At 49.6% G+C, this 24,386-nt stretch carries 27 protein-coding genes and 1 other annotated feature; of the genes, 21 read left to right on the top strand and 6 right to left on the bottom strand.

The genetic code is table 11. The features are described 5' to 3' along the window. Window positions 1-37: 37 nt before the first annotated feature. Window positions 38-613, top strand: a complete 576-nt coding sequence (locus tag MKZ15_RS12995; RefSeq protein ID WP_206106940.1) for a hydrolase — start codon at window positions 38-40, stop codon at window positions 611-613. Between the two features lie 190 nt (window positions 614-803). On the opposite strand, the gene MKZ15_RS12990 is transcribed toward MKZ15_RS12995, so the two are convergent. After that, window positions 804-2,762, bottom strand: coding sequence for an alpha-amylase family protein (locus MKZ15_RS12990; protein WP_339816460.1), 1,959 nt, complete (start codon window positions 2,760-2,762; stop codon window positions 804-806). A gap of 130 nt (window positions 2,763-2,892) precedes the next feature. Here MKZ15_RS12990 and MKZ15_RS12985 point away from each other — a divergent pair, with 130 nt between their 5' ends. The 3 genes from MKZ15_RS12985 to MKZ15_RS12975 all read left to right on the top strand — a co-directional run bounded on the left by MKZ15_RS12985 (window position 2,893) and on the right by MKZ15_RS12975 (window position 5,770). Beyond that, complete coding sequence (locus tag MKZ15_RS12985; protein WP_339816459.1) at window positions 2,893-3,771, top strand: AraC family transcriptional regulator; 879 nt, start codon at window positions 2,893-2,895, stop codon at window positions 3,769-3,771. A gap of 75 nt (window positions 3,772-3,846) precedes the next feature. Beyond that, window positions 3,847-4,112 (top strand) — a binding site (T-box leader). Between the two features lie 81 nt (window positions 4,113-4,193). Next, window positions 4,194-5,279 carry an aspartate-semialdehyde dehydrogenase gene (gene asd / locus MKZ15_RS12980; RefSeq protein ID WP_155607900.1) on the top strand — a complete coding sequence of 362 codons (1,086 nt, stop codon included), beginning with the start codon at window positions 4,194-4,196 and terminating at the stop codon, window positions 5,277-5,279. Between the two features lie 32 nt (window positions 5,280-5,311). Next, complete coding sequence (locus MKZ15_RS12975) at window positions 5,312-5,770, top strand: GNAT family N-acetyltransferase (protein ID WP_339816458.1); 459 nt, start codon at window positions 5,312-5,314, stop codon at window positions 5,768-5,770. Between the two features lie 81 nt (window positions 5,771-5,851). On the opposite strand, the gene MKZ15_RS12970 is transcribed toward MKZ15_RS12975, so the two are convergent. Next, window positions 5,852-6,163: a YbjQ family protein gene (locus tag MKZ15_RS12970; protein ID WP_155607902.1), complete on the bottom strand. Its 312-nt coding sequence runs from the start codon at window positions 6,161-6,163 to the stop codon at window positions 5,852-5,854. Window positions 6,164-6,264: 101 nt separating this feature from the next. Here MKZ15_RS12970 and MKZ15_RS12965 point away from each other — a divergent pair, with 101 nt between their 5' ends. Together MKZ15_RS12965 and sstT are read left to right on the top strand one after the other, a co-directional pair. Continuing rightward, a complete protein-coding gene (locus MKZ15_RS12965) occupies window positions 6,265-7,389 on the top strand; it encodes an FAD-dependent oxidoreductase (RefSeq protein ID WP_339816456.1) in 1,125 nt (374 codons plus the stop codon). Between the two features lie 118 nt (window positions 7,390-7,507). Next, on the top strand, window positions 7,508-8,749 hold the full coding sequence (gene sstT, locus MKZ15_RS12960) for a serine/threonine transporter SstT (protein WP_339816455.1): 1,242 nt from the start codon (window positions 7,508-7,510) through the stop codon (window positions 8,747-8,749). Window positions 8,750-8,766: 17 nt separating this feature from the next. On the opposite strand, the gene MKZ15_RS12955 is transcribed toward sstT, so the two are convergent. Beyond that, the gene (locus tag MKZ15_RS12955; protein ID WP_339816454.1) at window positions 8,767-9,699 is read right to left on the bottom strand and encodes a 2-dehydropantoate 2-reductase N-terminal domain-containing protein; all 933 of its coding nucleotides are present in this window, start codon (window positions 9,697-9,699) and stop codon (window positions 8,767-8,769) included. Window positions 9,700-9,881: 182 nt separating this feature from the next. Between MKZ15_RS12955 and MKZ15_RS12950 the strand changes: the two genes are divergently transcribed. Beyond that, window positions 9,882-10,490, top strand: a complete 609-nt coding sequence (locus tag MKZ15_RS12950; protein WP_339816453.1) for a TetR/AcrR family transcriptional regulator — start codon at window positions 9,882-9,884, stop codon at window positions 10,488-10,490. Here MKZ15_RS12950 and MKZ15_RS12945 read toward each other — a convergent pair. The 3 genes from MKZ15_RS12945 to MKZ15_RS12935 all read right to left on the bottom strand — a co-directional run bounded on the left by MKZ15_RS12945 (window position 10,465) and on the right by MKZ15_RS12935 (window position 12,303). Next, window positions 10,465-10,842: a hypothetical protein gene (locus MKZ15_RS12945; protein ID WP_155607907.1), complete on the bottom strand. Its 378-nt coding sequence runs from the start codon at window positions 10,840-10,842 to the stop codon at window positions 10,465-10,467. The two genes, MKZ15_RS12950 and MKZ15_RS12945, sit on opposite strands and share 26 nt — an antisense overlap. 121 nt (window positions 10,843-10,963) lie before the next feature. Further along, complete coding sequence (locus MKZ15_RS12940; RefSeq protein WP_339816451.1) at window positions 10,964-11,689, bottom strand: type II toxin-antitoxin system prevent-host-death family antitoxin; 726 nt, start codon at window positions 11,687-11,689, stop codon at window positions 10,964-10,966. 119 nt (window positions 11,690-11,808) lie between these two features. Then, complete coding sequence (locus tag MKZ15_RS12935; protein ID WP_339816450.1) at window positions 11,809-12,303, bottom strand: GNAT family N-acetyltransferase; 495 nt, start codon at window positions 12,301-12,303, stop codon at window positions 11,809-11,811. Between the two features lie 174 nt (window positions 12,304-12,477). Here MKZ15_RS12935 and MKZ15_RS12930 point away from each other — a divergent pair, with 174 nt between their 5' ends. The 14 genes from MKZ15_RS12930 to MKZ15_RS12865 all read left to right on the top strand — a co-directional run bounded on the left by MKZ15_RS12930 (window position 12,478) and on the right by MKZ15_RS12865 (window position 24,384). Next, on the top strand, window positions 12,478-12,771 hold the full coding sequence (locus MKZ15_RS12930) for a DUF6809 family protein (RefSeq protein ID WP_339816449.1): 294 nt from the start codon (window positions 12,478-12,480) through the stop codon (window positions 12,769-12,771). Window positions 12,772-13,141: 370 nt separating this feature from the next. After that, the gene (gene bamE, locus MKZ15_RS12925) at window positions 13,142-14,320 is read left to right on the top strand and encodes an outer membrane protein assembly factor BamE (protein ID WP_339816448.1); all 1,179 of its coding nucleotides are present in this window, start codon (window positions 13,142-13,144) and stop codon (window positions 14,318-14,320) included. A gap of 280 nt (window positions 14,321-14,600) precedes the next feature. Further along, window positions 14,601-14,654 (top strand): hypothetical protein, encoded by a 54-nt coding sequence (locus tag MKZ15_RS12920; protein ID WP_339822409.1) that lies wholly within the window; start codon window positions 14,601-14,603, stop codon window positions 14,652-14,654. A gap of 237 nt (window positions 14,655-14,891) precedes the next feature. Next, complete coding sequence (locus tag MKZ15_RS12915) at window positions 14,892-15,338, top strand: GNAT family N-acetyltransferase (protein ID WP_339816447.1); 447 nt, start codon at window positions 14,892-14,894, stop codon at window positions 15,336-15,338. A gap of 169 nt (window positions 15,339-15,507) precedes the next feature. Then, entirely contained in the window at window positions 15,508-16,263 is a 756-nt protein-coding gene (locus MKZ15_RS12910; RefSeq protein ID WP_339816446.1) for a sugar phosphate isomerase/epimerase, read from the top strand. 202 nt (window positions 16,264-16,465) lie between these two features. Further along, window positions 16,466-16,945, top strand: a complete 480-nt coding sequence (locus tag MKZ15_RS12905) for a hypothetical protein (protein ID WP_339816445.1) — start codon at window positions 16,466-16,468, stop codon at window positions 16,943-16,945. 29 nt (window positions 16,946-16,974) lie between these two features. Then, a complete protein-coding gene (locus MKZ15_RS12900; protein WP_339816444.1) occupies window positions 16,975-17,451 on the top strand; it encodes a GyrI-like domain-containing protein in 477 nt (158 codons plus the stop codon). Between the two features lie 463 nt (window positions 17,452-17,914). Further along, window positions 17,915-18,781, top strand: a complete 867-nt coding sequence (locus MKZ15_RS12895) for an AraC family transcriptional regulator (RefSeq protein WP_155607917.1) — start codon at window positions 17,915-17,917, stop codon at window positions 18,779-18,781. Between the two features lie 160 nt (window positions 18,782-18,941). Beyond that, window positions 18,942-20,015 (top strand): Gfo/Idh/MocA family oxidoreductase, encoded by a 1,074-nt coding sequence (locus tag MKZ15_RS12890; protein ID WP_155607918.1) that lies wholly within the window; start codon window positions 18,942-18,944, stop codon window positions 20,013-20,015. 18 nt (window positions 20,016-20,033) lie between these two features. Further along, window positions 20,034-20,744: a ThuA domain-containing protein gene (locus MKZ15_RS12885; protein ID WP_155607919.1), complete on the top strand. Its 711-nt coding sequence runs from the start codon at window positions 20,034-20,036 to the stop codon at window positions 20,742-20,744. Between the two features lie 13 nt (window positions 20,745-20,757). Further along, complete coding sequence (locus MKZ15_RS12880; protein WP_339816443.1) at window positions 20,758-21,726, top strand: sugar phosphate isomerase/epimerase; 969 nt, start codon at window positions 20,758-20,760, stop codon at window positions 21,724-21,726. A gap of 13 nt (window positions 21,727-21,739) precedes the next feature. After that, window positions 21,740-22,777, top strand: a complete 1,038-nt coding sequence (locus MKZ15_RS12875; RefSeq protein WP_193416125.1) for a Gfo/Idh/MocA family oxidoreductase — start codon at window positions 21,740-21,742, stop codon at window positions 22,775-22,777. 237 nt (window positions 22,778-23,014) lie between these two features. Continuing rightward, window positions 23,015-23,821 (top strand): alpha/beta hydrolase, encoded by an 807-nt coding sequence (locus tag MKZ15_RS12870; protein ID WP_339816442.1) that lies wholly within the window; start codon window positions 23,015-23,017, stop codon window positions 23,819-23,821. A gap of 92 nt (window positions 23,822-23,913) precedes the next feature. Beyond that, window positions 23,914-24,384 carry a MarR family winged helix-turn-helix transcriptional regulator gene (locus MKZ15_RS12865; RefSeq protein ID WP_339816441.1) on the top strand — a complete coding sequence of 157 codons (471 nt, stop codon included), beginning with the start codon at window positions 23,914-23,916 and terminating at the stop codon, window positions 24,382-24,384. Window positions 24,385-24,386 lie beyond the last annotated feature (2 nt).

Here is a 24,386-nt window from a genome sequence, read left to right as displayed (position 1 = left end):
TGAAGGAGAGATGATGATGGAAATGGATCCATCTGACATGAAGACGAGGATCATAGCGGAAAAGACAGCGCTGGTTGTGATCGATTTGCAGCAAGGAATTGCGCATCCCTCCCGCAAAGGGGCTCCTCACGAGAGCACTGTAGTGGTAGGAAACGCAAGCCGGCTGGCACAGGCATTTGCCGAAGAAGGCGGGTTCGTGGTGCTTGTCCGGGTATCCTCCTTTGATGGAAAGGACATGTTGAAGCCAGAAACGGACATGCATCCGAGCCCAACGGCGTACCCTGCAGGTTGGGATGAAATCGTGCCTGAGTTGGCGGAGGTTAAAGGGGCACACATGGTGACGAAACGCCAGTGGGGAGCTTTCTTCGGCACGGACCTTGATCTGCAGCTGCGGCGGCGCGGCATCGATACGATCGTGCTCTGCGGCATCTCCACCTCCATCGGGGTTGACATGACTGCGCGTGAAGCGTTCCAGCATGGGTACCAACAGATATTCGTCGAGGATGCCATGTCTGCTTCGACGACGGAGGAGCACGAGTACGTATGCCGATTCATCTTCCCGCGCATCGGCAAGATACGATCGACGGAAGAGGTTTTGGCGGCGCTGCGGTAAACGGTCGTTTTGATGTGAAAGAGCCTTGAACCTTTGGGTTCAAGGCTCTTTGGGTATGCGCCCAGCATGGGGACATCGATAGGGTGAAAATCCCGAGCGGGGGTTGTGAGCGCCTGCCGACAAGCCATGAAACAGGAAGCGGCTTGGCCGAGTAATCCGGGGTATCCGCTTCTACCCGATTGATCGTGTACTAAAACTGCAGCACAACCATCTGATGGCAGGACCAAGAGGGAAGAGTGTACGTGATGCTCCCTTTCTCTTGGCGGAATGGAATCGCTGTCCGCTGAGGCGCCAGATAAACTTCCCGAACCGGTGCCGGTACAGCGATCGTGGATTCGATGCCGCTAAGGATCGGAAGGTCTTCGATGACCTCAACGTTTTGGCCTCGGCGTACCGGAGAGGCATACAACAGATGGTGGATCCAGCGGTTGCTGGCTTGTTGTGCCTGAAGCGTTGTTACCCCTTGTGCAGGGAGATTTGAGCTCATCGTCTTACGTTGCAGCAAACGGTCCAAGGCGTAGTGCAGAATCTCCTTGACGGGCAAGCTGCCCTTCAAGGCGTAGTCCTCGAACAGATTCCAGGCTGCATAGATACCGGAAGGGCCCTCCACCATGCCGGGGCCGGCGTCCTGCAAATTGGACGGTGTGTGCTGATGCGAGCAAAAGGTGAACAGATCGCGGTTGAAATAGGAATTTTCCCGGCTGCCCAGCTTGTGACCGTTTGTATCCAGCTCGATGTCCTGACCATCGGCGTAAATGACGAAGGAAGCGTTGCTTAAGGAAGGCAGTTCAAAGTCCGGCCGAAAATACGACGGCTTGAACGCGGAGGCCTTAAGCGGTTTCACACCGAAATCAAGTTCGAACCGCGTACCGTCCGACGACAGGCCGGAGCGTCCGGTGGCCAGGATTTTGCCGCCTTTGGAAACAAATGCTTCAAGCTTCGTCTTGAGCGGTTCATCGAGGGTAATGACGTCCGGCAGAATGACGACTTGATAAGAAGTTAGGTCGGTTTCCGTGTCCACGACATCAAACAGGTAATTCCCTTCCAGCAGGATCCGTACGGCCCCCGAATCGGCGTCTTGCACCGAATCGCCCGGAACCCCCGATGCCTCGGCAGACAGCAGCGCTACGTCGGCGACGGAGGTTACGTCCCGGCACCATTCCTCCTTCGCTTCAACTTCCCTATAAGCTTCGCCGATTAGCGCATAAGTTGCTGGGTCCATCAATCCGGTCGGATGCAGTTGGTCGCCGATCGAGATCCGTGCCCCGTTCGCCAAGCTAAGCGCCGTCTCGTACTTCAGCGCGTTTGGATGCTTGTAACCGCCAAATTCGCCCCACGAGGTGTGAAATTTTCCCGTCATCCCCAGGAAGTTCATTCCCAGCCCTTGAGCGTACCGCGCGGAAAGCGGAAAGTGGTCATACCCCCAACCGCCCGTCGGCAGGGACTCCAGCTCCAGATGGGTGTTCAGCTTTGCGAGGTCACGCCGACCGCGCTTGACATGTCCCCCGTTGTGGAAGATCGGCAGGCCAGGCTTCACGGCATGCACGGCATCATCCATCACTTTGGCGTAGCGGAGATAGGTCTCTTCCCAAAAGCGTCTCATCTCTTCCAGGTTGCGTGGATCCGAGCCGCGTTTACGGATTTCAGCGACGCAAGATTGGCAATAACATTCGCGGACCCCAATGATATCGAGGAAGATTCCGTCCGCATCATAATGGGTTACGACCTCACGGACTTGAGCAGCCAGGATGTCCAGGTAAGGAGTGTTCATGCAAAACTGATGATATCCCGGCGTCATAAAATCGGGCGACCAGCTAAGCTTCTCGTGCGGATCGCGGATCAGCCATTCCGGATGTTGGCGAGCGAGCTTCTCATCCAGACCAGCGGAGAGATAAACCGGCGTTTTGACGCCGATTTCGTGAGCCGCTTCGATTTGTGCGCCGAGCAAGTCGAACGATAGATGCGGGTGCATTTCGTTGGCGGTTGTCGGATGGTAAGCCCAGCCATGATGGCATTTGGAGAACACCGTAATCGAATCGACATGGCCCAGTTGGAGCATCTCCTGGAATTGCTGCTTGGAGAATCGGCTGCCGATGCCTTCGATCGCTTCGGAAGTATGGAAATCGAGATGAACCTGTCGGAATCTCATGGGTATTCCTCCCGTAATGGATTGTTTTCATCGTACGATACCTACCATTCTAAAGAGATTAATCGCTTGATACAGCTGCTAATTGCGACTAAATATAGTACAATTTCTACATAACATGGGGGGCGATAACATGCTCATGCTGGAGTTTGAGGCACCGCCTTTGCCGTTGCTGGCAACGGTAGGCTACGCGTTATGGAAACCGGGAGTGACGCATGCCGAACGGGTCTTCGAGGCGTACGATCTGATTATTTGCGCGAAAGGGTCTTTATATATGGAAGAGGAGGGGACCGCTTACGAGATAGGGCCCGGGAAGCTTCTGGTGCTGGAACCGGGATTAAGGCATCGCGGTTACCGTCCGACCGAGGAAGAAACCGAGGTGTACTGGATCCATTTCCGACACCCTGCCGCGTCCCCGCTCAAGCTGGCGGAGAAGCAAGGGTGGCAGCAGCAGCCGCTCGCACGAACCGATCAGGACACAGAGCCGCGACCGGCGATGATTGACGTCCCGAAATTTGCCGACGTGGATCTCCGAACGATACGGCCTTTGCTGGACGAGATGATCGCGCTGCATCGGTCGCTTACGCCCTATCGTTCCTTCGAGCTGCAGCTTCGGTTCAGTCAGTTGCTTTTGCAGCTGCAGCACGGGATGAGACAAGGAGGTCCGCAGTCGCGGTCGTACGAGCTCAGCGAGCGAGTTGCTTCTTACCTGGAAGATCGATTGGGCACCGCTTTTGATGCGGGGCAAATGGAACGTGATTTGCATTATCATTTCGATTATTTGGCGCGGTGCTTGAAGCAGCATACGGGAATGAGCCCGCTGCAATACCGCCATCATCAACAAATCGAGAGGGCCAAGCGGTTGCTCGCGCATACCGACGAGCCGTTGAAACAGATTGGGGAGCAATGCGGATTCCCGGATCCGAATTATTTCGCCCGGTTGTTCAAACGGGAGACCACATTCACACCGGGGGCTTACCGGAGAAGATACCGCGTCATCCGGATGGACTAAGGGAACATTTGGGCTCTGAAAATTTCTTCAAACCGGTTTACGTTCTGGCGCGAATCTGGTAATATTATCGCAACATGAAATGCGATGACGAGATGAGTAGGTAAATGGAACCTTTCCCAGAGAGCTCCGGTAAGCTGCAAAGGAGCAAAGCGTTTCTTTATCGAATAAAGCCTCTGAGCAGCGCATCGGAACGCAAAGTCGGCGGGATGGTGTGACAGGAGCTCCTGTTATAGAGCTAGGGTATACGCTTGGCTGGGTCAGGCTGTACTTGAAGAGGTTAATATGGCGACATATTAACGAATCTGGGGTGGTACCGCGGGCATACCAATCTCGCCCCCAAGACGGAAGACTCGTCTTGGAGGTGGGATTTTTTATTTTGGCGATGGTTAGAACACTTATATGGAAAGGACAGGATCAAACAAATGGGTGAGAGATTGAAAGTAGGCATCGTCGGTGGGACGGGAATGGTGGGCCAGCGCTTCGTACAGCTGCTGGATCAGCACCCTTGGTTCGAGGTCACAGGCATAGCGGCCAGCGCGAATTCCGCAGGCAAAACGTATGAGGAGTCCGTGCAGGGACGTTGGAAAATGGCCACGCCGATCCCGGAAGCCGTTAAATCTATCGTAGTTCAGGACGCGGCCAAGGTTGAAGAAGTGACGGCAGATGTGGACTTCGTCTTCTGTGCGGTTGATATGAAAAAGGCGGAAATTCAAGCGTTGGAGGAAGCGTACGCGAAAACCGGTACCCCGGTCATCTCCAACAACTCGGCTCACCGCTGGACGCCGGATGTTCCGATGGTGATCCCGGAAGTCAACCCGCAGCATATCGAAGTGATTGCCGCACAGCGCAAACGCCTCGGGACGAGCACAGGGTTCATTGCCGTGAAGCCGAACTGCTCGATTCAAAGTTACGTACCCGCATTAAATGCGCTGCTGGATTTTGAACCTACTACGGTGGTTGCTTCGACGTATCAGGCGATTTCCGGTGCCGGGAAGAACTTTACCGATTGGCCGGATATGCTGGATAACGTGATCCCGTATATCGGCGGCGAGGAAGAGAAGAGTGAGCAGGAACCGCTGCGGATTTGGGGCCATGTGGATGGCGGGCAGATCGTCAAAGCAAGCTCCCCTTTAATTACGACGCAGTGCATCCGCGTTCCCGTGACAGACGGTCACTTGGCAACCGTGTTCGTGTCGTTTAAGAACAAACCTTCGAAGGATGAAATCATTGGGCGCTGGCGCGGGTTCCAGGGCAGACCGCAAGAGCTGGGACTGCCAAGCGCACCAAAGCAGTTTATCACTTATTTTGAGGAAGAAAACCGTCCGCAGACAAAACTCGACCGTGATATTGAACATGGGATGGGGGTTTCGGTGGGTCGGTTGCGCGAGGATTCGCTGTACGACTATAAATTCGTTGGACTTTCGCATAATACATTGCGCGGAGCTGCAGGCGGAGCGGTACTCATTGCCGAACTGCTGAAGGCGGAAGGATATATCCAAGCGAAGTAAATGAGGTTATGAAGGGATAGGGAGGGAGCCGGTTGTTAACGATCAAATTGGATGATTTGAGCGGACCTGAGATTGCAGCTTTAATTGGTGAACATTTGGCGAATATGGCCGAGAACTCCCCGCCTGAGAGTATTCATGCGCTGAATCTGGACGGTTTGAAAAGGCCGGACGTTACGTTCTGGAGTGCCTGGATCGACGACGAGCTCGCGGGATGCGGTGCCCTTAAGGAGCTGGATGATCAGCATGGCGAGGTGAAATCGATGCGTACCGCCATTCCTTATCGGGGAAAGGGCGTCGCGAAGCAAGTGCTGGCGCATCTCCTCGAGGAGGCGGCACGGCGAGGGTACCGGCAGGTCAGCCTAGAGACAGGTTCTATGGAGGCTTTCGCTCCGGCTCGTCGGTTGTATGAAGGCTTCGGGTTTACGTATTGCGAGCCCTTTGCGGATTATGTAGAGGACCCCAACAGTGTGTTTATGACCAAGAGGATCTAATGGGGATGAATCATCCCGAAGAGCCCAAAAAAACCCGCGAATCCGCGGGTTTTTGGTTTTTCTTTAGGGTGAAACTAGTGATTACACGATGACGGCCGTTCCGCTGACCGAAACCATCAGCATCCCTTCGCGAATCACCTCATAATCGATGTCGACGCCGATGATGGCGTTCGCCCCGAGACGCGAAGCTTTCTCGTGCATTTCTGCGAACGCAGTGTCCCGGGCCTCTTGGAGCTTGTTCTCATAAGCGCCCGAACGTCCGCCAACGATATCGGTAATCGATGCCAGAAAATCGCGCACAACGTTGGCGCCCATGATGACTTCGCCCGTGACGATGCCGATGTATTGTCTTACCGGTGAGCCTTCAATGGTTGTGGTTGTTGTCATAATCATTCGAGAGTCCTCCTCATTTTTTGAAGCGTTACTGGATGTTACGCAGGTTTGCCTTGCGGGTTTCAACTTAAACGATTTGGTTTGAAAAGGGGGCGTCTCATTTGCAAAATTTTATCGTGATCGGCTCCGGAATTCTTGGCGCATCGACGGCTTATCATTTAGCCAAGCTTGGGGCGAACGTGACGGTCGTCGATCACGGCGTTCCGGGACAAGCTACCGATGCGGCGGCGGGAATCATCTGCCCGTGGATCTCGCAACGGCGTAACCAAGCCTGGTATCGGCTGGCTATAGCCGGGGCACGGTACTACGGCCCGTTGATCGAGGAACTGGAAAGGGAAGGAGAGCGCGATACCGGCTATGCCCGAGTAGGAGCGATTCGTCTTCACCGGGAACGCGAGAAGCTCGTCGCTTTGGAGAAGCTGGCCCTTGAGCGAAAACGAGAAGCTCCGGAAATGGGGGAACTCACTTTGCTCGAACCGGACGAAGTTAAGCGACGGTTTCCTCCGCTTGATGAGGGGTACTATGCGCTCTATGTGAGCGGTGCCGCCCGCGTTGACGGGCGCGCGCTCCGCGAGTCTCTCCTAAGGGCGGCGGTCCGGCACGGCGCGACCTTGGTGCGCGGCGAAGCTGTGCTCCTGCACGACGACTCGACTGTGACCGGGGTGAACGTTGGTGGGGAAAAAGTGAGCGCCGATGCCGTTGTCCTTTGCGCAGGTGCATGGGCCCGCCAGTTGCTCGCCCCGTTGGGAATGGAATTTAGGGTGACCTTCCAGAAAGCGCAGATTGTTCATTTGGCGCTGCCGGGCGTATCGACAGAACACTGGCCTGTCGTCATGCCGCCGGGGGATCAGTACATCCTGGCGTTTGATGATCGTCGCATCGTGATCGGCGCAACTCACGAGAACGATCCTTCCGGCTATGATGCCCGTGTGACGGCAGGCGGTCTACAAGAAGTGACCTACAAGGCACTGGCCGTTGCACCGGGTTTGGCAGACGCCAGTTTCCTGGAAGCGAGGGTCGGCTTTCGTCCTTTTACTCCGGGCTTTCTTCCGGTTATCGGGGCTGTACCCGGATGGAGTGGGATTTTTGCAGCTAATGGCTTAGGGGCTTCGGGACTGACGATGGGACCGTTTATCGGAGCGCAGTTGGCCAAACTGATATTAGGGCAGGAAACTGATGTACGGTTGGAGGATTATAAGCTTGAGAAGGCGCTTGTTCCAATGTAATGAGAATAGATGTGAACAGTAATGCACAAATGTTTCCACCAGGAGGACAGGTGTCCATGGAGCGTGATATACTATCGCTATGCTTCTAAGCGACATCATAAGAAAACGGGGGAGAAACATGAAGGCAATCCTACACAAATGGAATCGTATTAGCCTTGTAAAACGCATCTTAGCAGGATTGGTGGTTGGCATCCTCTTGGCGTTAATCGTGCCAAAAGCCAGTGGGATCGCGTTGCTCGGCACGTTGTTCGTATCGGCACTGAAGGCAGTTGCACCGCTCCTGGTGCTGCTGTTGGTGATGGCTGCGATCGCGAATCATCAAAAAGGGCGCCAAACCAATATGAAATCGATTCTGATTCTATATGGGATCAGTACGTTCCTGGCTGGGGCAACCGCCGTGGCATTCAGTTATCTGTTCCCCGTCCGCTTATCCTTGGCTGGGGCAACCGAAGGTTTGACTCCGCCTGGAGGGATCGTCGAAGTTCTCAAAGGGCTACTGCTTAATATCGTGGACAATCCGGTTAGTGCATTGATGAATGCCAATTATATCGGCATTTTGGCCTGGGCGCTCCTGCTTGGGTTTGCCTTGAAAGGGGCAGGTGATCACACGAAGAGCCTACTCACTCAAGCGTCCGACGCCGTATCGCAAATCGTCAAGTGGGTCATTCAACTAGCGCCGTTTGGGATCCTTGGGCTGGTGTATGAATCGATTACGGCCAGCGGCTTAGCCTCCTTGCTGAGTTACGGAAAGCTGCTGCTCGTATTGGTTGGGTGCATGTTGTTTATCGGTTTGGTTGTGAACCCCTTGATCGTTTACATGAACCTTCGACGTAATCCGTATCCGCTGGTGTTTACTTGCTTGCGAGAGAGCGGGATTACGGCGTTCTTCACGCGAAGCTCGGCGGCGAATATCCCCGTGAATATGCGTTTGTGCGAAAAATTAGAGTTGAACAAGGATACTTATTCGGTCTCCATTCCATTAGGTGCGACGATCAATATGGCGGGGGCGGCTGTGACGATTTCGGTCCTCACGCTGGCAGCCGTGAATACACTAGGGATTCAAGTGGACTTCGGTACGGCGCTGATGCTGAGCGTACTGTCGGCGATTTCCGCGGCGGGCGCTTCCGGGGTGGCCGGCGGCTCGCTCTTGCTCATCCCTTTGGCTTGCAGCTTGTTCGGAATTTCGAATGATATCGCCATGCAGGTCGTGGGAGTAGGGTTTATTATCGGGGTTGTGCAGGATTCATGCGAAACCGCGCTGAACTCCTCCTCCGATGTGCTGTTTACGGCCACGGCGGATTACGCCAAGCAACGCAGGGGAGAGGAGCTCCCTCTCTTGAACACAGCAAGTTTGGATTAAAAATGAAAGGCTGGCGATTATTCGCCAGCCTTTTTTAAGCGTAGCTTTCTGTTCAGTTCATCCCAATGAGGGGTATTGACCTTGGCTTGCGCCGACCATTCGTGGAACTTCTCGGCCAAAGCTTCGATTTCGGCAAAGTTGCCATCGATCATCCGGCTGACCGGAAGCAGGTGATAGAGTTTCAGGAATCCTTGAACAAGACGTCTGTGCTTGCGAATGACCGAAGCTTGAACGGCAGGGGTCAGAGGATAACCAAGCGTCTCCAGCACGTGGAAGCCTTCACCCATGGCAGCCACCGCATGATGTATTAGCTTGCCGTCACGGGCAACCTTATTCGTTTGGCCGTCGTGGATTTGCAGTAGGTAATTAAGCATCAGAATCGGTACGATATGATTTTTTAACCAGGCGTCCATATCCTCGTTGGTGGTAAGTTTGTATTTGGTTTTGGCGAAGGCTTGCCTAAGCTCCGCTTGAAAAGAAATGGGTCCGTCCAACCCGCCAAGCACCATCTGGCCTCGACTGCGGATAATCAAGGTTCTGCTCGGATCCCGGCGACCGCCGGATAATTGGAAACCGAAAGCGATGTTTTTCTCCGTCTCACTTTGCTCGATCAGCTCCGTTTGCATTTCCCTTGCTTCTGCATTATTGCCGACCAGCACGAGGTTACGGCTGAGGTTGCCGGCTAGGATCGGCAGCACCGTTCGGAAATCCGTATATTTCATTACGACAAAGATCAGGTCATAGAGTTCGTCCTTCTCCAGCGTCCGAATGACGCGAACCGGATCTACCGTTGTTTTTCGTTGAAAATAATGGCGCAGAACGATTCCATCCCGCTCAATTTCATCCGCTCGAGCACCTCGGGCCATTACAGAAACGTCATTGCCTCCTCGAATCAAAACATGAGCCAGGTAGCTGCCTAATACTCCCGCTCCATAAACTAATACCTTCACGTTGTGATTTCACCCTCTCTTATTAATCAACAATTGTTGAATAATCAACGATGATTTAATAGAATTACCTTAGCATTGTCGTTAGTTAGGCATCAATCGTTAATTTGCTTCGGTTTTGTTGATAAATCAACAGATGGGCGAGGTTTTGTTCATTTGAGGGAATTAGGAGGCAAGAGAATCACATGGATCGTAGAATTATGAAATCGCGGCAGGCGATTATGGAAGCATTCGTCGCATTGCTCGGCGAGAAGGGTTTTGACAAAGTGACGATTAACGATATCGCCGAACGTGCGAATGTGAATCGGGGTACGGTGTATCTGCATTTTACGGATAAATTCGACCTGCAGGAGCAATGTATTGAGACCTATTTACAGCAACTGATCGAGAGCTGTCAGCCGGCAGGGGAGATGACTCCGGGATCAGCCAGAGAACTGCTGCTTCAAACGTTCGAATTTTTGGAGGCCCATGCGCCGATTTATTCCATTTTAATCACCGGCAAAGGGAACCCTGTGTTCCGCGAACGGATGATGGTTTTCATGCGGCAAGGAATCACGGATTATCTGAGCACCAATGGCATCCCTTCTGGTATAAGCAGAGAGGTCGAGGTACAGTTTCTAGCCTCCGGCGCTGTAAGTCTGATGGAATGGTGGATCGAGGAGGGGATGCCGTATTCTCCGACTGAAATGGTAGATCAGCTCTTCGCGTTACTCCTTCGCCATTTTCAGATGCCGGAGGGGGAGAAGGAGAAAGGATCGAAGGGGAAGGTCAGTGAGGAATTCGCCCGAGGGTAAGATGGAACCCAAACGGAGGGTCCTTGGGCAAGCCAAGTTCGGTCCGTAATCGCTCCATTTCGCGAGAGCAGACCGGAAGCCAGTAATGCTCGGCATTATGGCCCATTTCGTTGGAGTAAGCAAAGGTGAGGGGCTGATGGGCGTATTTGCCCCAGAACCTTATTTTTCGTTCGGGATCCACGTCTTCACCGCGAATAATCGAAATGTGGCTGCCAAACTTGGGCTTGTTCAACTTCATATGATGGGTCCGATACACCCAATGCCCATAATAATTCATAATGTCCTTCGGGCATTCGGCGATGGCCCAAGTCTCAAAGTAGGTAATGGTTCCCGTCGTTTCAAACCATGTCATGGTGCTCGATCTCCCGTTTACCGCCATCCGGCGTAGTCGTCGTGGTTATAGCTTATGCAAATCGCGTGGATCGCAAACGGGAGGGGATTTCGGTGGAGAACGATCGACTTGGGCTATCCTATTAAGCGAATAAGTCTTGGATCGATACTTGTAAACCCGGGTATAGCTGGGAGGTTACATACACATCTGCATGGTTTGAAAATACGGTCATGTCCGTAATATTGCTGTCCTCCAGTGAGTAGACGAATACGTGTGCTTTCATCGGATCCACAATCCAATATTCCTTCACGCCACATACGCTGTACAAGTCGAGTTTCTTGACCAGGTCTTTGCTCCGCGTGGAGGGGGACAATACTTCAACGACTAATTGAGGAGTTCCCATGTATTTGCCTTTCGTGTCGATTCGATCCTTATCGCAAATGACTACGAGATCGGGTTGTACGACGCAAGTGTTGTTTTCCTCCTTCTCTAGTGTGATATCGAATGGGGAAGTTAGGGGTATACAGGGCTTTCCCTTAAACCAAGCGTAAAAAGTGCCCAGCAGTTCTTGAACGGCAAGTTGGTGGTTGAAGGAAGGAGAAGCCAAATTATACACGACACCATCGATCAACTCGTAACGTTGCTCCGACGTCTCCGTCAACTCGAGGAAATCTTGGTACGATACCCATTCGCCCCCGGCATGATAACTCGCTGCTCTCTCTCTTAGCACGGATTCACTGGCTGCAGCGAGTGCGTTGAGCTTAGCAACGTCCTTCCCATTTCGCGTAACGATGATTTCCTCCCCAGCTTCTGCAAACTTTAAATATTTCCCGAAGTTATTTTGCATATCCGTCGAAGATACTTGCATGATCCCTACCTCCAATTAGCTAATTATAGTTTTATTTTAGCTAAATATTTCGTTGGAATCAATATGGAATTAGCTAATTTGTATCGTCGTTGATGCGGGGATCGCTTCCGTAAATTGCCTCATGAATCAAGTGAGAGGATATCGATGATCATGGTCCAGGAAGTACCGGAAATGCCGTAATAAGAAAATCCTAAATGTTGATATAGCTTCACGGCGGAAGTATTCTCGGGATCGACGCTCAGGGAAAGGGATCGGTATCCGTCGCTCGCTGCCTGCTTGATGATTTCATTCATTAAGGTTCGCCCGATCCCCATCCCACGAAAATCTGGATAAATAGCTATGCCTAACTCCGGCGTTTCGCTATCGACGTAACCATAACCAGGATTCGTCTCGTCGAACAATCTGTACCATGCTGCCCCCGCGAGTTGATCCTCCTTCAGGGCCACTAACGCTCGATCTCCTTTTCGCCCCCAATCCTCGTGATACTTCCTAAGATGCGGAGCATTCAAAAGCTCATGCTTTGGTGGTTTCCCCTGCGGGATGTGGATAGACTCATAGTGCATATCCGTGAAAAAGTCGAACTCATGGGGTTCGAGCGGTCTAATTGTAATCATTTCAACACCTCATTATGTAGGGATATAGGGTTTATTTTACCATGGGGGGAGGTAGGATTTCTGAGAATAATCGATTTATATGCGGATATTGCATAAAATCCAATTTTTCTTCATTGCTTCGTTAAAATGGATATGAGGAAGAATAAAGGGATTAGTTGTTATCTTCCTAAATAAATGGTTATTGTAGGTGATTTCATGAAGAGGATTATAGACGAATTTTATTACGGGAGCCTGAAGCTTGAAGAACGAATGGTTCCCACAGATCCGGAATATCGTCCACTCAATAGAAGGATTTCTGAATTAATGGAGGAAGCGAAGTCGAAATTTTCGGAACATGACTTCGGACTTCTTGAGAGAATTTTGGATCTGAATGGTGAATCTAGTTCCATGGTTACAAGTGAAGCTTTTGTGCAAGGGTTTAGGTTAGGGGCGTTGGTTATGGTGGAGGTGTTTTGTGGAAAGGATTAGGGAAGAACTTCTAATGGATGGCTAGGGCAATTTGGTTCTTATTGTATAGTTTAATCGTCATCGTCAATATCCCATCAAGCTTCCGCTACTCCTATTGAGCGGGAGTTTCTTTATATTCGAGCAAAATATATTTCTTTCGTCATAATCTTCCATTTTGGAAGAGGGTATGATATAGGTAAATTATACTAGTTTAACAGTTTGAAGTGTGCGTGCTTTATATGTCTCCCAAAAAGTGTTAAGAAGATGATGCCCTTTGATAATTATCCAGAGTTGGCAATTTTATGTACTTCCTGGGCAGGTAAGTTGGATGGTTGTCTTGAAATCTTGAAGATATTTAGTTTCAGAAATTTAATAGAAAGGATCCAAGATAATGGGAAATCACTTAACGGTAGAAAGAAAGTCGAAGCATGGTAGTCGTTGGAATACAAACACTGTTTTGATTATGATCTTGGTAGCCATCTTATGGACGGTTTTTGTTTCACATAACGTGAACGCAGCTGCATCAAAGACAAATGAGGTTAATGGAAGCATCGTTCAACATCCCTACCTAACTGTTGAAGTCCTTAAACAAAAGAAGATGATTGCTATTCGTCCAGGAATGACAAAACAACAGGTTGATCAACTTCTGGGTAAGCCTGATGAAGTTGAAAGTTCAGCTGTTAAGGGTTATAGCTATAACATCAACTTCTCTACGTTATTTGTTGGATATCTTAAAGGAAAAGTTGCCTATATTTTTACTTCGGGTTACGATACTTCTTTAAATAGTCAATTTAAGTTTGGAAGTCCATGGAAGAAAGTTGTGGCGAAACTTGGCGAACCTTTGCAATTTAATGAGTATACATATTATTATGTGTTTCAACTCACGAACGGTAAACTAAAACAGATTTATGGTATGGATATTCAAGCAAGCGAGGGCCGTGCGGATGTATACACATTAAAGTTTACTATCAGTGAGTCAGGTAACATCCGATCAATATCAGTTGAACAGTCAGCTTTTATTCAAGCCATGGAAGATCGATTTACAAAATCTGATCCGAACAAACCAACCTTTACTGAGGAAGAGATTATAGGTATTCGTAACGGTGAAGATAAGCCGATTACTTTGGGAATGAGGAGAGAAACAGTAGAAGCAACCTACGGTAAGCCTACTGGACAGCTATCATATTCTATGGTAGTTATGGATACATACGGGGCAATATCTGTTTACTATCGCGATGAGATCGTAGCTGCGATTTTAGTGGATCCTTCACCTGATGCGCAAACCAACAAGGGGCTGCGAATGCCAGCAAACCGAAAAGAAGTGTTAAGTATTTATGGTGAGCCCACGTCAAGCAGTTTATCAGGCTTAAGTTACAGTTTTGAGGTTATAGATGATCGGTTACAAGCTATGGGACTTTTCAAATCAGTAGATCCAAGATATATGAAAAATGAGAAATACGAATTGACTTTTATAACAAGTGAAACAAACTCTGACCAAATCGATTACTTTATACTCAATGATTATGATTTCTATTACGATGAGAACAATTTACCAAAGCCGCTAAACTGAACTTTCTAGGAAGGTATAAAAAAACATAATGAGTGAGTACGTCGGAAATAGCTTTATGGCTAAGTATAAACAAGAAATATAAAAAAAGCTAAAAGTGAATACAAGAACGGTAGATGAAATTTACGCTAGTGCAGAGAATATCCTTAAACCGTACGGATGTTATTCATTCCACTGGATAAATAGGAAAGTATAATTGAATCTTGGGCGGGCATGGTTTCCCTTCGAAAGGAGGTGAAGCCATGGAAGCGAAAGATGCATTAACGATAGGTTCCTCTTTGGAATGTTCATTCTTGCTCTTTTAACATACATCAATAATAGCAACAAGAGAAAGTAAAAACCCACCCAAAGGTTGAGGCCAAAGGTGGGTTTTGTTCCTATACGACTTAGAAGGGAATAAACCATCCAAGCCAAATGTACTGACCAAGTGTTCGCTGAACTTGGCTTTTATTACCTATATAATAACACAAAAGAAAAAAATGTATCATAGTGAGATATTTCGCCTTAAGTAAGTGTCCTTCGGCGGGGATAAAATCGATTAACAGCAATATTAATAGTTTATGGAGGGGACATTTTGTATATTAAGTCTGTATTAGAAAATCCAGAAATCACACAGATAGCACTTGAATACATATATTCAAAATGGGGTAACGAAAATACGTACAATGTGTATAAGGATAGCATTTATCATTGTGCTACCCCATTTCCAAATTGGTACTTGCTAGTGGATGATGATAGAACCATTGGATGTGCAGGATTGATATCAAATGATTTTATTAGTAGGGGAGATTTATATCCTTGGCTTTGTGCATTATATATAGAAGAAGATTATAGGGGTAACGCCTTATCTAATCTTCTAATTGAGAGAATAAAACGAGATGCAATGAAATTGGGTTTTAATTCATTGTATTTGTGTACGGAAATAACTGGTTTTTATGAGAATTATGGTTTCAAGTATATTGGGGATGGATATCATCCATGGGGGAGTAGTTCTCGAATTTATGAAATAAGTTTGACATAACACATAGAAGGTTCAAAGAGCCACGTCCTGTGGCTCTCTGAACTGGAGGGCCCCTTCTACAGATAACAAAACATTCATGCTTCGGCGTTCGCCTTGGTCTTCAGAAGAGTTTTTAGGTTGTGTAAAGTAACAATTTAGCTATAATAATCTCGAGAAAGGAGGAGATTCAATGAAACCCCAAATTGCGTTGCAACTATGGAGCATTCAGGATGCATGCAAAGACAACTTCTATGAGGCGTTAAAAGAAGTGAAACGGAGCGGCTATGATGGCGTCGAATTTGCCGGCTATCACGGAAGAAGCGCTGCGGAAGTGAAGAGTTATCTGGAGGAGTTAGGACTTCGGGTTGCGGCTTCTCATCTTTCTTTTGAAGCCCTGCAGAATGATCTTGAGAAAACGCTGGCTTTCGAAAAGGAGATCGGAAATTCTCGGATTGTTATCCCTTATGCCACTTTTGAAACTTTGGAGGGCTGGCAAGGCTTCATTGCTGAAATGGAGGAGATTGCGAAGAAGGCGGAGGCGGAGGGTTTCGAGTTTTACTATCATAATCACGCCAATGAGTTTACGGAGATCCCCGGTTTTGACATCCTGCATGAGATGGTGCAACATACGAAACATATAAATCTGGAAGTGGATCTGTATTGGCTGGCTGACTCCGGCGTTGACGCATTTCCTTGGTTAGAGGCACATAAGGATCGGATTGGTCTTTTTCACATGAAAGATATGCAGGATTCTCCTCGAGAAAGCACGGAGATTGGCTCCGGCATTCTGCCGATGAAAGAGTATGTCCAGGTGGCTAAACGATTGGATATCCCATGGTTAATTGTGGAACAAGAGGAGTTTCAGAACTATCCGCCGCTGGAAGCAACAGCGATCGATTGCCAGCAGCTTCGAGCGATGGTTGACGAGGTTTATTCGAAGTCATGAATCAGGAGAAAGTAAAAACCCACCCCAAGGTTAGAGCCGAAGGTGGGTTTTTCCACATGAAAGACTTAGAAGGGAGCCCATCCAAGCCAATTGTCGAGGCCAAGTGTTAGCCGCACTTGGTCTTGTTACATAAATAATACTATACAAAGAACTGATCGACAAGAATATGGAAATCGTCATAAAATACCGAGTGAAAAATGATATGGTAGATGCTGGAACGATAGGCTACGATCAGGAGAAGCAAGATGAGCTATCGATGATTCAGTCCCAAAGCACTTGCTCAAGTAGAGGAGGGCTTATTCTGAAAATCAGTTCACAAGTCTATGTTAAAGGCAGCTTGGATGCGGTCGAACGGTATTGTCGAGCGTTTGGGTTAGAGAAAGTTCTTGAAATCAAGAATGAAGCGGGAAATGAGTACATGCACTGCGAATTGATGCGAGACGGTCAGCTGTTCATGGCCGTCAGCGAAGCACCGAAGGAATGCGACACCAGCCCCAAAACGTCCTGGCAGACCATGGCTTTCAATGTCTACGACATGGGGAGCGAGGAGGCGGTCCGGCAGGCGTTTGACATTCTACAAGAAGGTGGTACGGTCATCGACCCACCGGGGCCGTGCGATTGGAACGCCTATTGCTCGAATGTGATCGATCGGTTTGGCGTATTTTGGTGGATTGCAATATGAACATCAATTTAAGTTAAGGAGGGCGAACGATGCAATTTCGAATCATTTCGATCCCACCGTTTAAGGCGGTATCTTCCGGGGTGGATAAGAACGCTGATTTTTCGGAAAATGGAGTCCTCGGAAAGTTCAATGCTTACTTCTCCAAACTGAAACCCGCGCCGCGGGATGGTTTCATGCCAAGAGACTTCTTGTATTATGACGCGGAGAAGGAAGGCCTCGTGTGGATGTACGCTTTGACCGATGAGATGGACGCCGAAGGTTTTGAAGTGATGGACTTTGAAGGCGGTTCCTACCTCACCTATCATTACAAAGACGGTGACCACGAAGCAAATGACCGGTTGTATCATGAGGCTTTGGCCTGGATTGAGCAATCCGAAAATTTCGTTCTGGACCAAAGGACGAATCACTATGCGATGGGACATATCATTACGCCTCCGGAAGTGATTAAGGCGACGGGGACGGCTCAAATGGAAGCCTTCATTCCGGTCAGGCTCAAGACCAACTAAGAACAAGCCGATTCCTCTGAGATCAGAGCGAGTCGGCCTTTTTGCTTTAGCGATAGTGGATGGATCGTCACAATCTGTACATGACCTTGGCGCTAACGCGGGTGAGCGATGCTATTTTGGCAAAATTCGTTCTCCCGAATATCTAACGACGCTGAAACACGCTATTTGCGCAAAAACCGAGTGAAATGGCAGCAAAGTAGGGGGATAAGCCTTGTAGTAAGCGTTAGAATCGTAAAGCAGTAGTTTTAGGCGATATAAGAACTGTGGCAAGCGTTAGCCGCTTGGTGGAAGCAAATGACGACAGCCTCCGTGAAGAACCAGGCGTATCCGCAAATCCAGGTTTTCTTGCCTGTTGACGCCGCAGCACGTCAGATATTCAAGGAATGAGGTTGTCCCGTGGAGCGCTCTCCCTTATAATCAATCTGAATATGTAAAATACAACGCATGGGGAGTCAACGGGTGTATGAGCGACTATTTGGAAATCCCGGAATTCGAGGATTCCATTCCGTTTCGAACGTTTTTAAATGACGGGATGACGATTGTCTATCCGCATTGGCATAAAGAAATCGAAATCATTTATTCGCGCAAAGGCAAGGTGAACATCGGCGTTGATGAAGATATCGTTCAGTTGGAGGAAGGGGAGATCTTCTTCTTTCCCAGCGGAAAAGCCCACTATTTCTTGGCTTCGCCGGATAGTGAACGATATGTTTATCAGTTTAACCTGATGCTGTTCGATGAGAGGATCTTGCGGGTTTCCGAAGATTCTTTGTTGAGTCTCTTTGAATCGGGAGAGCCGCTGAGCCGTAACTGGCCGCAGTCGCTTGCTCAGAAAGCTACGGAGCTGCTGGTTCACTTATATGAGGTCGAAGAGAGTAAACCCGTAGGGATGAATTATTTGACACTCGGGTATCTGTATCAATTGATAGGGGAATTCTATTTGCATCTGCCAAGGCGATCGACCCCTGCAGTGCCTACGAAACGTTCCGCCATTCAACACAAAGAAACGTTGGATATGCTAAATCAGGTTTTTGAATATGTGGAGAATCGTTATCGGGAAATCATTACGCTGGAAGACGTTGCGAAATTCGTGGGCTTCAGCCCGTATTATTTCACGCGTTTCTTCAAGACCAATACGGGACAAACGTTCATGCAGTTCCTGACGGAGTATCGGGTAAATCAGGCAAAATTCATTTTGGCCAACGAAAATATTCCGATGATCGAGGTCGCCGAGAAAGCCGGGTTTGCCAGCGTGAAAACCTTTCATCATGTGTTTAAGGATGAGGTAGGGCAATCGCCGCTGCAGTATCGAAAAAATCTGAATAAGCCTTGATAACAAAGGGTTTGAACGAGTGGATCTCGTTTAAGCCCTTTGTTTTTTGGGCGAAGGCAGCGCAATATTCAGGAGTTTTTTGCGAGAAAAGCGGGAAGAAAGCGGCTTCAGATTTGGCTATAATGAATTCAACAATAGAAACGCTTTCAGGAGGTAAATGATGAAATTAAAAGTTGGAATTATCGGATGTGGCGGGATCGCAGGCGGCAAGCATATGCCAGCTCTTTCTAAGGTTGAAGAAGTGGAAATGGTGGCTTTTTGCGATATCATCGTTGAACGCGCCGAAGAAGCAAAAGCGAAATTCGGAACCCCGGATGCCAAGGTGTTTGAGGATTACAAGACCATGTTAGCCAATACGGATTTGGATGTCGTACACGTATGTACGCCAAACTCCTCGCATGCCGTCCTTTCGATTGCAGCGATGGAAGCAGGCTGTCACGTCATGTGCGAAAAGCCGATGGCGAAGACGTCTGAAGAAGCCAGAAGCATGATTGAAGCGTCCAAGCGTACCGGCAAGAAGCTAACGATCGGTTATCAAAACCGTTTCCGGACCGATTCGAGATATCTGCATCAATTTTGCGAAGAAGGCGGTTTGGGAGAGATTTATTTTGGAAAAGCCCATGCGATTCGCCGTCGTGCCGTTCCAACCTGGGGCGTGTTCCTGGATGAGGAAGCTCAAGGCGGGGGGCCATTGATCGATATCGGCACGCATGCGTTGGACCTGACACTCTGGATGATGAACAATTACAAGCCGAAATACGTGGTTGGGAAAACGTATCATGCTTTATCCCAAACGCCTAATGCTGCGAATGCTTGGGGACCTTGGGATCCTGAGAAATTCACCGTGGAAGACTCCGCATTTGGATTTGTGGTGATGGAGAACGGGGCAACGATCTTCCTGGAATCCAGTTGGGCCCTGAACAGCCTGGATGTGAAAGAAGCCAAAACGACGCTCTGCGGAACCAAAGCGGGCGCCGATATGAACAACGGCTTGACCATCAACGGCGAAGATCACAGCTTGTTGTATGAGAAGAAGATTGAACTGCAAACCGGGGGCGTTGCCTTCTACGATGGCGCAGGGGAGAGACCGGAAGTTCTTGAAGCCCATTCTTGGATTCAAGCCATCCTAAATGATACCGAACCTGTCGTGAAGCCGGAGGAAGCCTTAGTGGTTACGGAAATCCTAGAAGCGATTTATAAATCCTCGAAAACCGGCGAACCCGTGTACCTATAAGATCAAGGAGAGATATCCATGATTCAAGTAACCGTATGGAACGAATTTCGGCATGAGAAAACCGACCAGGCCGTTCAGGACATGTATCCGGAGGGCATTCATGGGCAATTGGCGAAGTTCTTGAGCGAAGACCAGTTCAAGGTGAAGACAGCGACTTTGGACGAACCGGAGCATGGCTTGACGGAAGAAGTATTGGAGGACACCGATGTCTTGATCTGGTGGGGACATATGGCGCATGATGAAGTGCGGGATGAAATCGTGGATCGCGTGCATAAACGGGTTCTTGAAGGCATGGGTCTTGTTGTGCTGCATTCGGGACATTTCTCGAAAATATTCAAGAAACTCATGGGCACTTCCTGTGATCTCAAATGGCGGGAAGACGGCAAACACTGCCGCATTTGGAACGTGAACCCGAGCCACCCAATCGCGGAAGGAATTGGCGATTTCATTGAATTGGATAAAGAAGAGATGTACGGCGAGCATTTCGATATTCCGGCACCGGATGAATTGGTCTTTATCAGTTGGTTCCCTGGGGGCGAAGTCTTCCGCAGCGGTTGTACTTACCGCCGTGGAAACGGGAAGATCTTCTACTTCCAACCTGGACATGAAACCTATCCAAGTTATTATCACGAGAAAGTGCAGAAGGTCATCAAGAACGGGATTCGTTGGTGCGCTCCAACCCAAAATGGGTATCCTGTCTATGGTCACTATGAAGCACGCGAAAAATAAGGAGTGATTGTCGATGAAACTGGGAGTATTTACGCCATTGTTTAACGCATTAAGCTTTGATGAGATGATCGAGGAGGTTGCCAAGAAGGGATTGCAGACGGTGGAAATTGGCACCGGCGGCTATCCGGGCAACGCGCATTTGGATATCGATAAGTTATTGGCAAGCAGTGAAGCAAGAACAGAATATCTCGCTAAATTAGCCGATAAGGGCTTGGAGATCTCCGCGCTCAGCTGCCATAACAACCCGATCTCTCCGGTTAAAGAAGTGGCTGCAGAAGCGGACGAATTACTGCGTAAGACAATCAAGCTGGCAAGCCTAATGAACGTTCCGGTTGTCAATGGATTCTCCGGCGTATCGGGTGGGAACGCGGCGGATACCCAAGTCAACTGGCCGGTATTGCCTTGGCCAACCGAATATGATGACAGCTACACGTACCAATGGGAACATAAATTGATTCCGTATTGGAAAGAGATCAACACGGAGGCCGAAGCGGCGGGCGTGAAGATCGGGATTGAGCTCCATGGCGGCTTCCTGGCGCATACGCCTTACACCATGTTGAAGCTGCGGGAAGCGACCGGCAAAGCCATCGGCTGCAATTTGGATCCAAGCCATTTGTGGTGGCAGGGGATTGATCCGGTCGCTGCCGTCAAGATTCTTGGGGAGGCCGGTGCGATCCACCATTTCCACGCGAAGGATACTTATTTGGATCAGGATAACATCAATATGTACGGCTTAACCGACATGCAGCCCTACGGGAATGTGAAGACTCGGGCCTGGACCTTCCGTTCGGTAGGTTGCGGCCATGACTTGAAGGTATGGTCGGATATCATCTCCGCCTTGCGCGTATATGGTTACGATTATGTGTTAAGCATTGAGCATGAGGATCCAATTATGTCGGTTGACGAAGGTTTAACCCGTGCCATTACCAACTTGAAATCGATCATGATTCATGAACAACCCTCAGCCATGTGGTGGGCGTAAAGGAGCTAACGCGATGTCAATCATCAATTTCGCCGTAATCGGCTATGGCGGTATGGGTTCTTACCATGCCCACAACTTGATCCCTGCGGAGAGCACTCGTTTCCATGTGGTGGGGACCTATGATATCTCCGGAGAAAGACAGCAAATCTCCAAAGGGAAAGGCCTTCATATTTATGAAAGCCTGGATGAAGTCTTAAAGGATAGCAACATCGAAGCGATTCTGATTGCGACACCTAATGATTCGCATAAAGAAATCGCGATCCGAGCTCTGCGGGCGGGTAAGCATGTGGTCTGCGAAAAGCCTGTAGCGATGAATACCGATGAGCTCGACGAGATTCTGGCGGTTGCCAAAGAGACCGGAAACGTCTTTATGGTTCACCAGAATCGTCGGTGGGACCCGGATTTCCTGATCATTCGTCAGTTGTATCAGAACAAGACGATCGGGGACATCTTCCAAATTGAAACCCGTGTTCAAGGAGCCAATGGCATCCCAGGCGATTGGCGTCATTTGGAGAAGCACGGCGGCGGCATGCTGCTCGATTGGGGAGTCCATTTGCTGGATCAACTGCTTTGGCTGGTCGATAGTCCCGTTCAAAGCGTGCACTCGGATTTGAGTTATATCTTGGGCGATGAAGTGGATGACGGATTCATGAGCTACATCACCTTCGAAAATGGCGTGAGAGCACTAGTCGAGGTAGGGACCACCAACTATACCAAGCTCCCTCGTTGGTATGTGAAGGGTCTTGAAGGAACCGCGAAGATTAACGATTGGGATTTGTCCGGCGAGATCATCGCGGCTACCGGTCGCAAGGATGTAGCGGCTCCAACACCAATTCAAGCGGGTGTGGGACTCACCAAAACGATGGCGCCTCCTTCGGAAGAAGCCACCGAGAAATTGGCCTTCCCGGAAGCCAAAGCGGATTTCGTCCCGTTCTATCAAAACTTCTATGAGGTCGTTCGCGAAGGGGCAGAGCCGATCGTGAAGAATGAGGAAGTTCGCAAGGTCTTGAAGCTGATTGATGATATTTTTGAATCTTGCCACAAGGGTTGAACATAGAAACCACTCCACAAGAAGGCTAACCAAACGGTTAGCCTTCTTTGTGTTGTATTGCTCTTCAAATTGAAAAACCACTTGACATAGACAACCTAGTTGACTATATTGGAAACAAACAAGACAACTTGGTTGTCTAAATGAGGAGGAAGAATGATGAACAGTACAACATCAAACACATCGATTCCTGGGATTACGCATCACACCGCGCACGTTAACGGTGCCACGATTCATTACGTGTCCGCTGGGACTACCGGATCCCCGATCCTTTTGATCCACGGGTTCCCGGAGACCTGGTGGACTTTTCACAAACTCATTCCTTTACTTGCCTTAAACCATCGGGTATTCGCGGTCGATTTACGCGGTTTCGGTGATTCAAGCCATGACGAGGGGGATTATGACAGCACGACTTCTGCTGAGGATTTGCATCAACTCATCGGGCAGCTCGGCATAGGTCCGGTGCACCTCACGGGGCAAGATATTAGCGGAGCAACGGTCTTCCGACTCGCTGCCATGCATCCGGAAGATGTTCGCAGTTTCACCGCCATCGAGATGGGGCTTGCCGGATTCGGCCTTGAAAGCTTGGGCGACATCACGCATGGCGGCTCATGGCATATTGGCGTTTTGGCAGCACCCGGTATCGCCGAAATGCTCCTTGTCAACCACGAAAGGGAGTTCCTGGGGGAGTGGGCCTTTCCTTCCATGATCGCAGTTCAGGGAGCGATCACGGATGCGGACATTGACGAGTTCGTCCGTACTTACTCTCGTCCGGGCGGCTGGCGTGGAGCGATCGGTCTCTACCAGTCCATGCTCACGGAAGGCGACAGCATTAAGGCAATCGCCCAAACACATCCATTGACCATGCCGGTTCTGGCTGTAGGTGCTGGCGGTGGAACGTTTACCGAGAGTACCGTAAGGCAGATCACGACCGGGATGGTCCAATCTGTGCAACTTGAAGGCGTTGGTCATTACGTTGCTATGGAGGCGCCGACGGCTCTATCGACGACGGTCCTCGACTTCCTTGAGAGTGTCGACAGGGCTTGAGCTTGGGTTGATAAACAAGCAAAAAATGCTGGAAAAGGAGGGTGCGATGGGGTAAAGTAAATAGAAACACGCTTACAAAGGAAGGATCCCTTATGTCTCGATCTGGAGCTGATCTTGCCCTCCTCCTCCTGGGAGGCTACCGTACGCTTGTTGATGCTGCTATGGTTGAACTGGCCGCTCGCGGGTATGACGATTTTCGTCCTGTTCATGACTTCGCGATGCGAGCGATTGGAGCAGGTGCCGATAGCGCCTCGGATTTGGGTCGTCGGATGTCGGTCTCGAAGCAGGCGGCATCGAAGACCATCGCCGTTCTTCTCGACCGAGGTTACATCTCGCGTGAATCGGACCCGCATGATGCACGTCGCAAACGGCTGCAAGTGACCCCTCTCGGCTTTGAAGTGATGCGGCAGGGGGAAGCGATCTTCGATGACCTGCGTAAGAATTGGGAAGAGCAAATCGGCGTCGCTGAACTCGCAACGCTAGAGGCAAGGTTAAAGACGCTCATTGGAGAAGGGGCCATCCGCGTAGATGAGCCCGGATGGGCCGCGCAAGACCTCGGGTGAAC

It is taken from the genome of Paenibacillus sp. FSL R7-0216 (assembly GCF_037969915.1).
Classification (GTDB): Bacteria; Bacillota; Bacilli; order Paenibacillales; family Paenibacillaceae; genus Fontibacillus; species Fontibacillus rhizolycopersici.
This window is presented reverse-complemented; position numbering and strand designations above follow the sequence as displayed.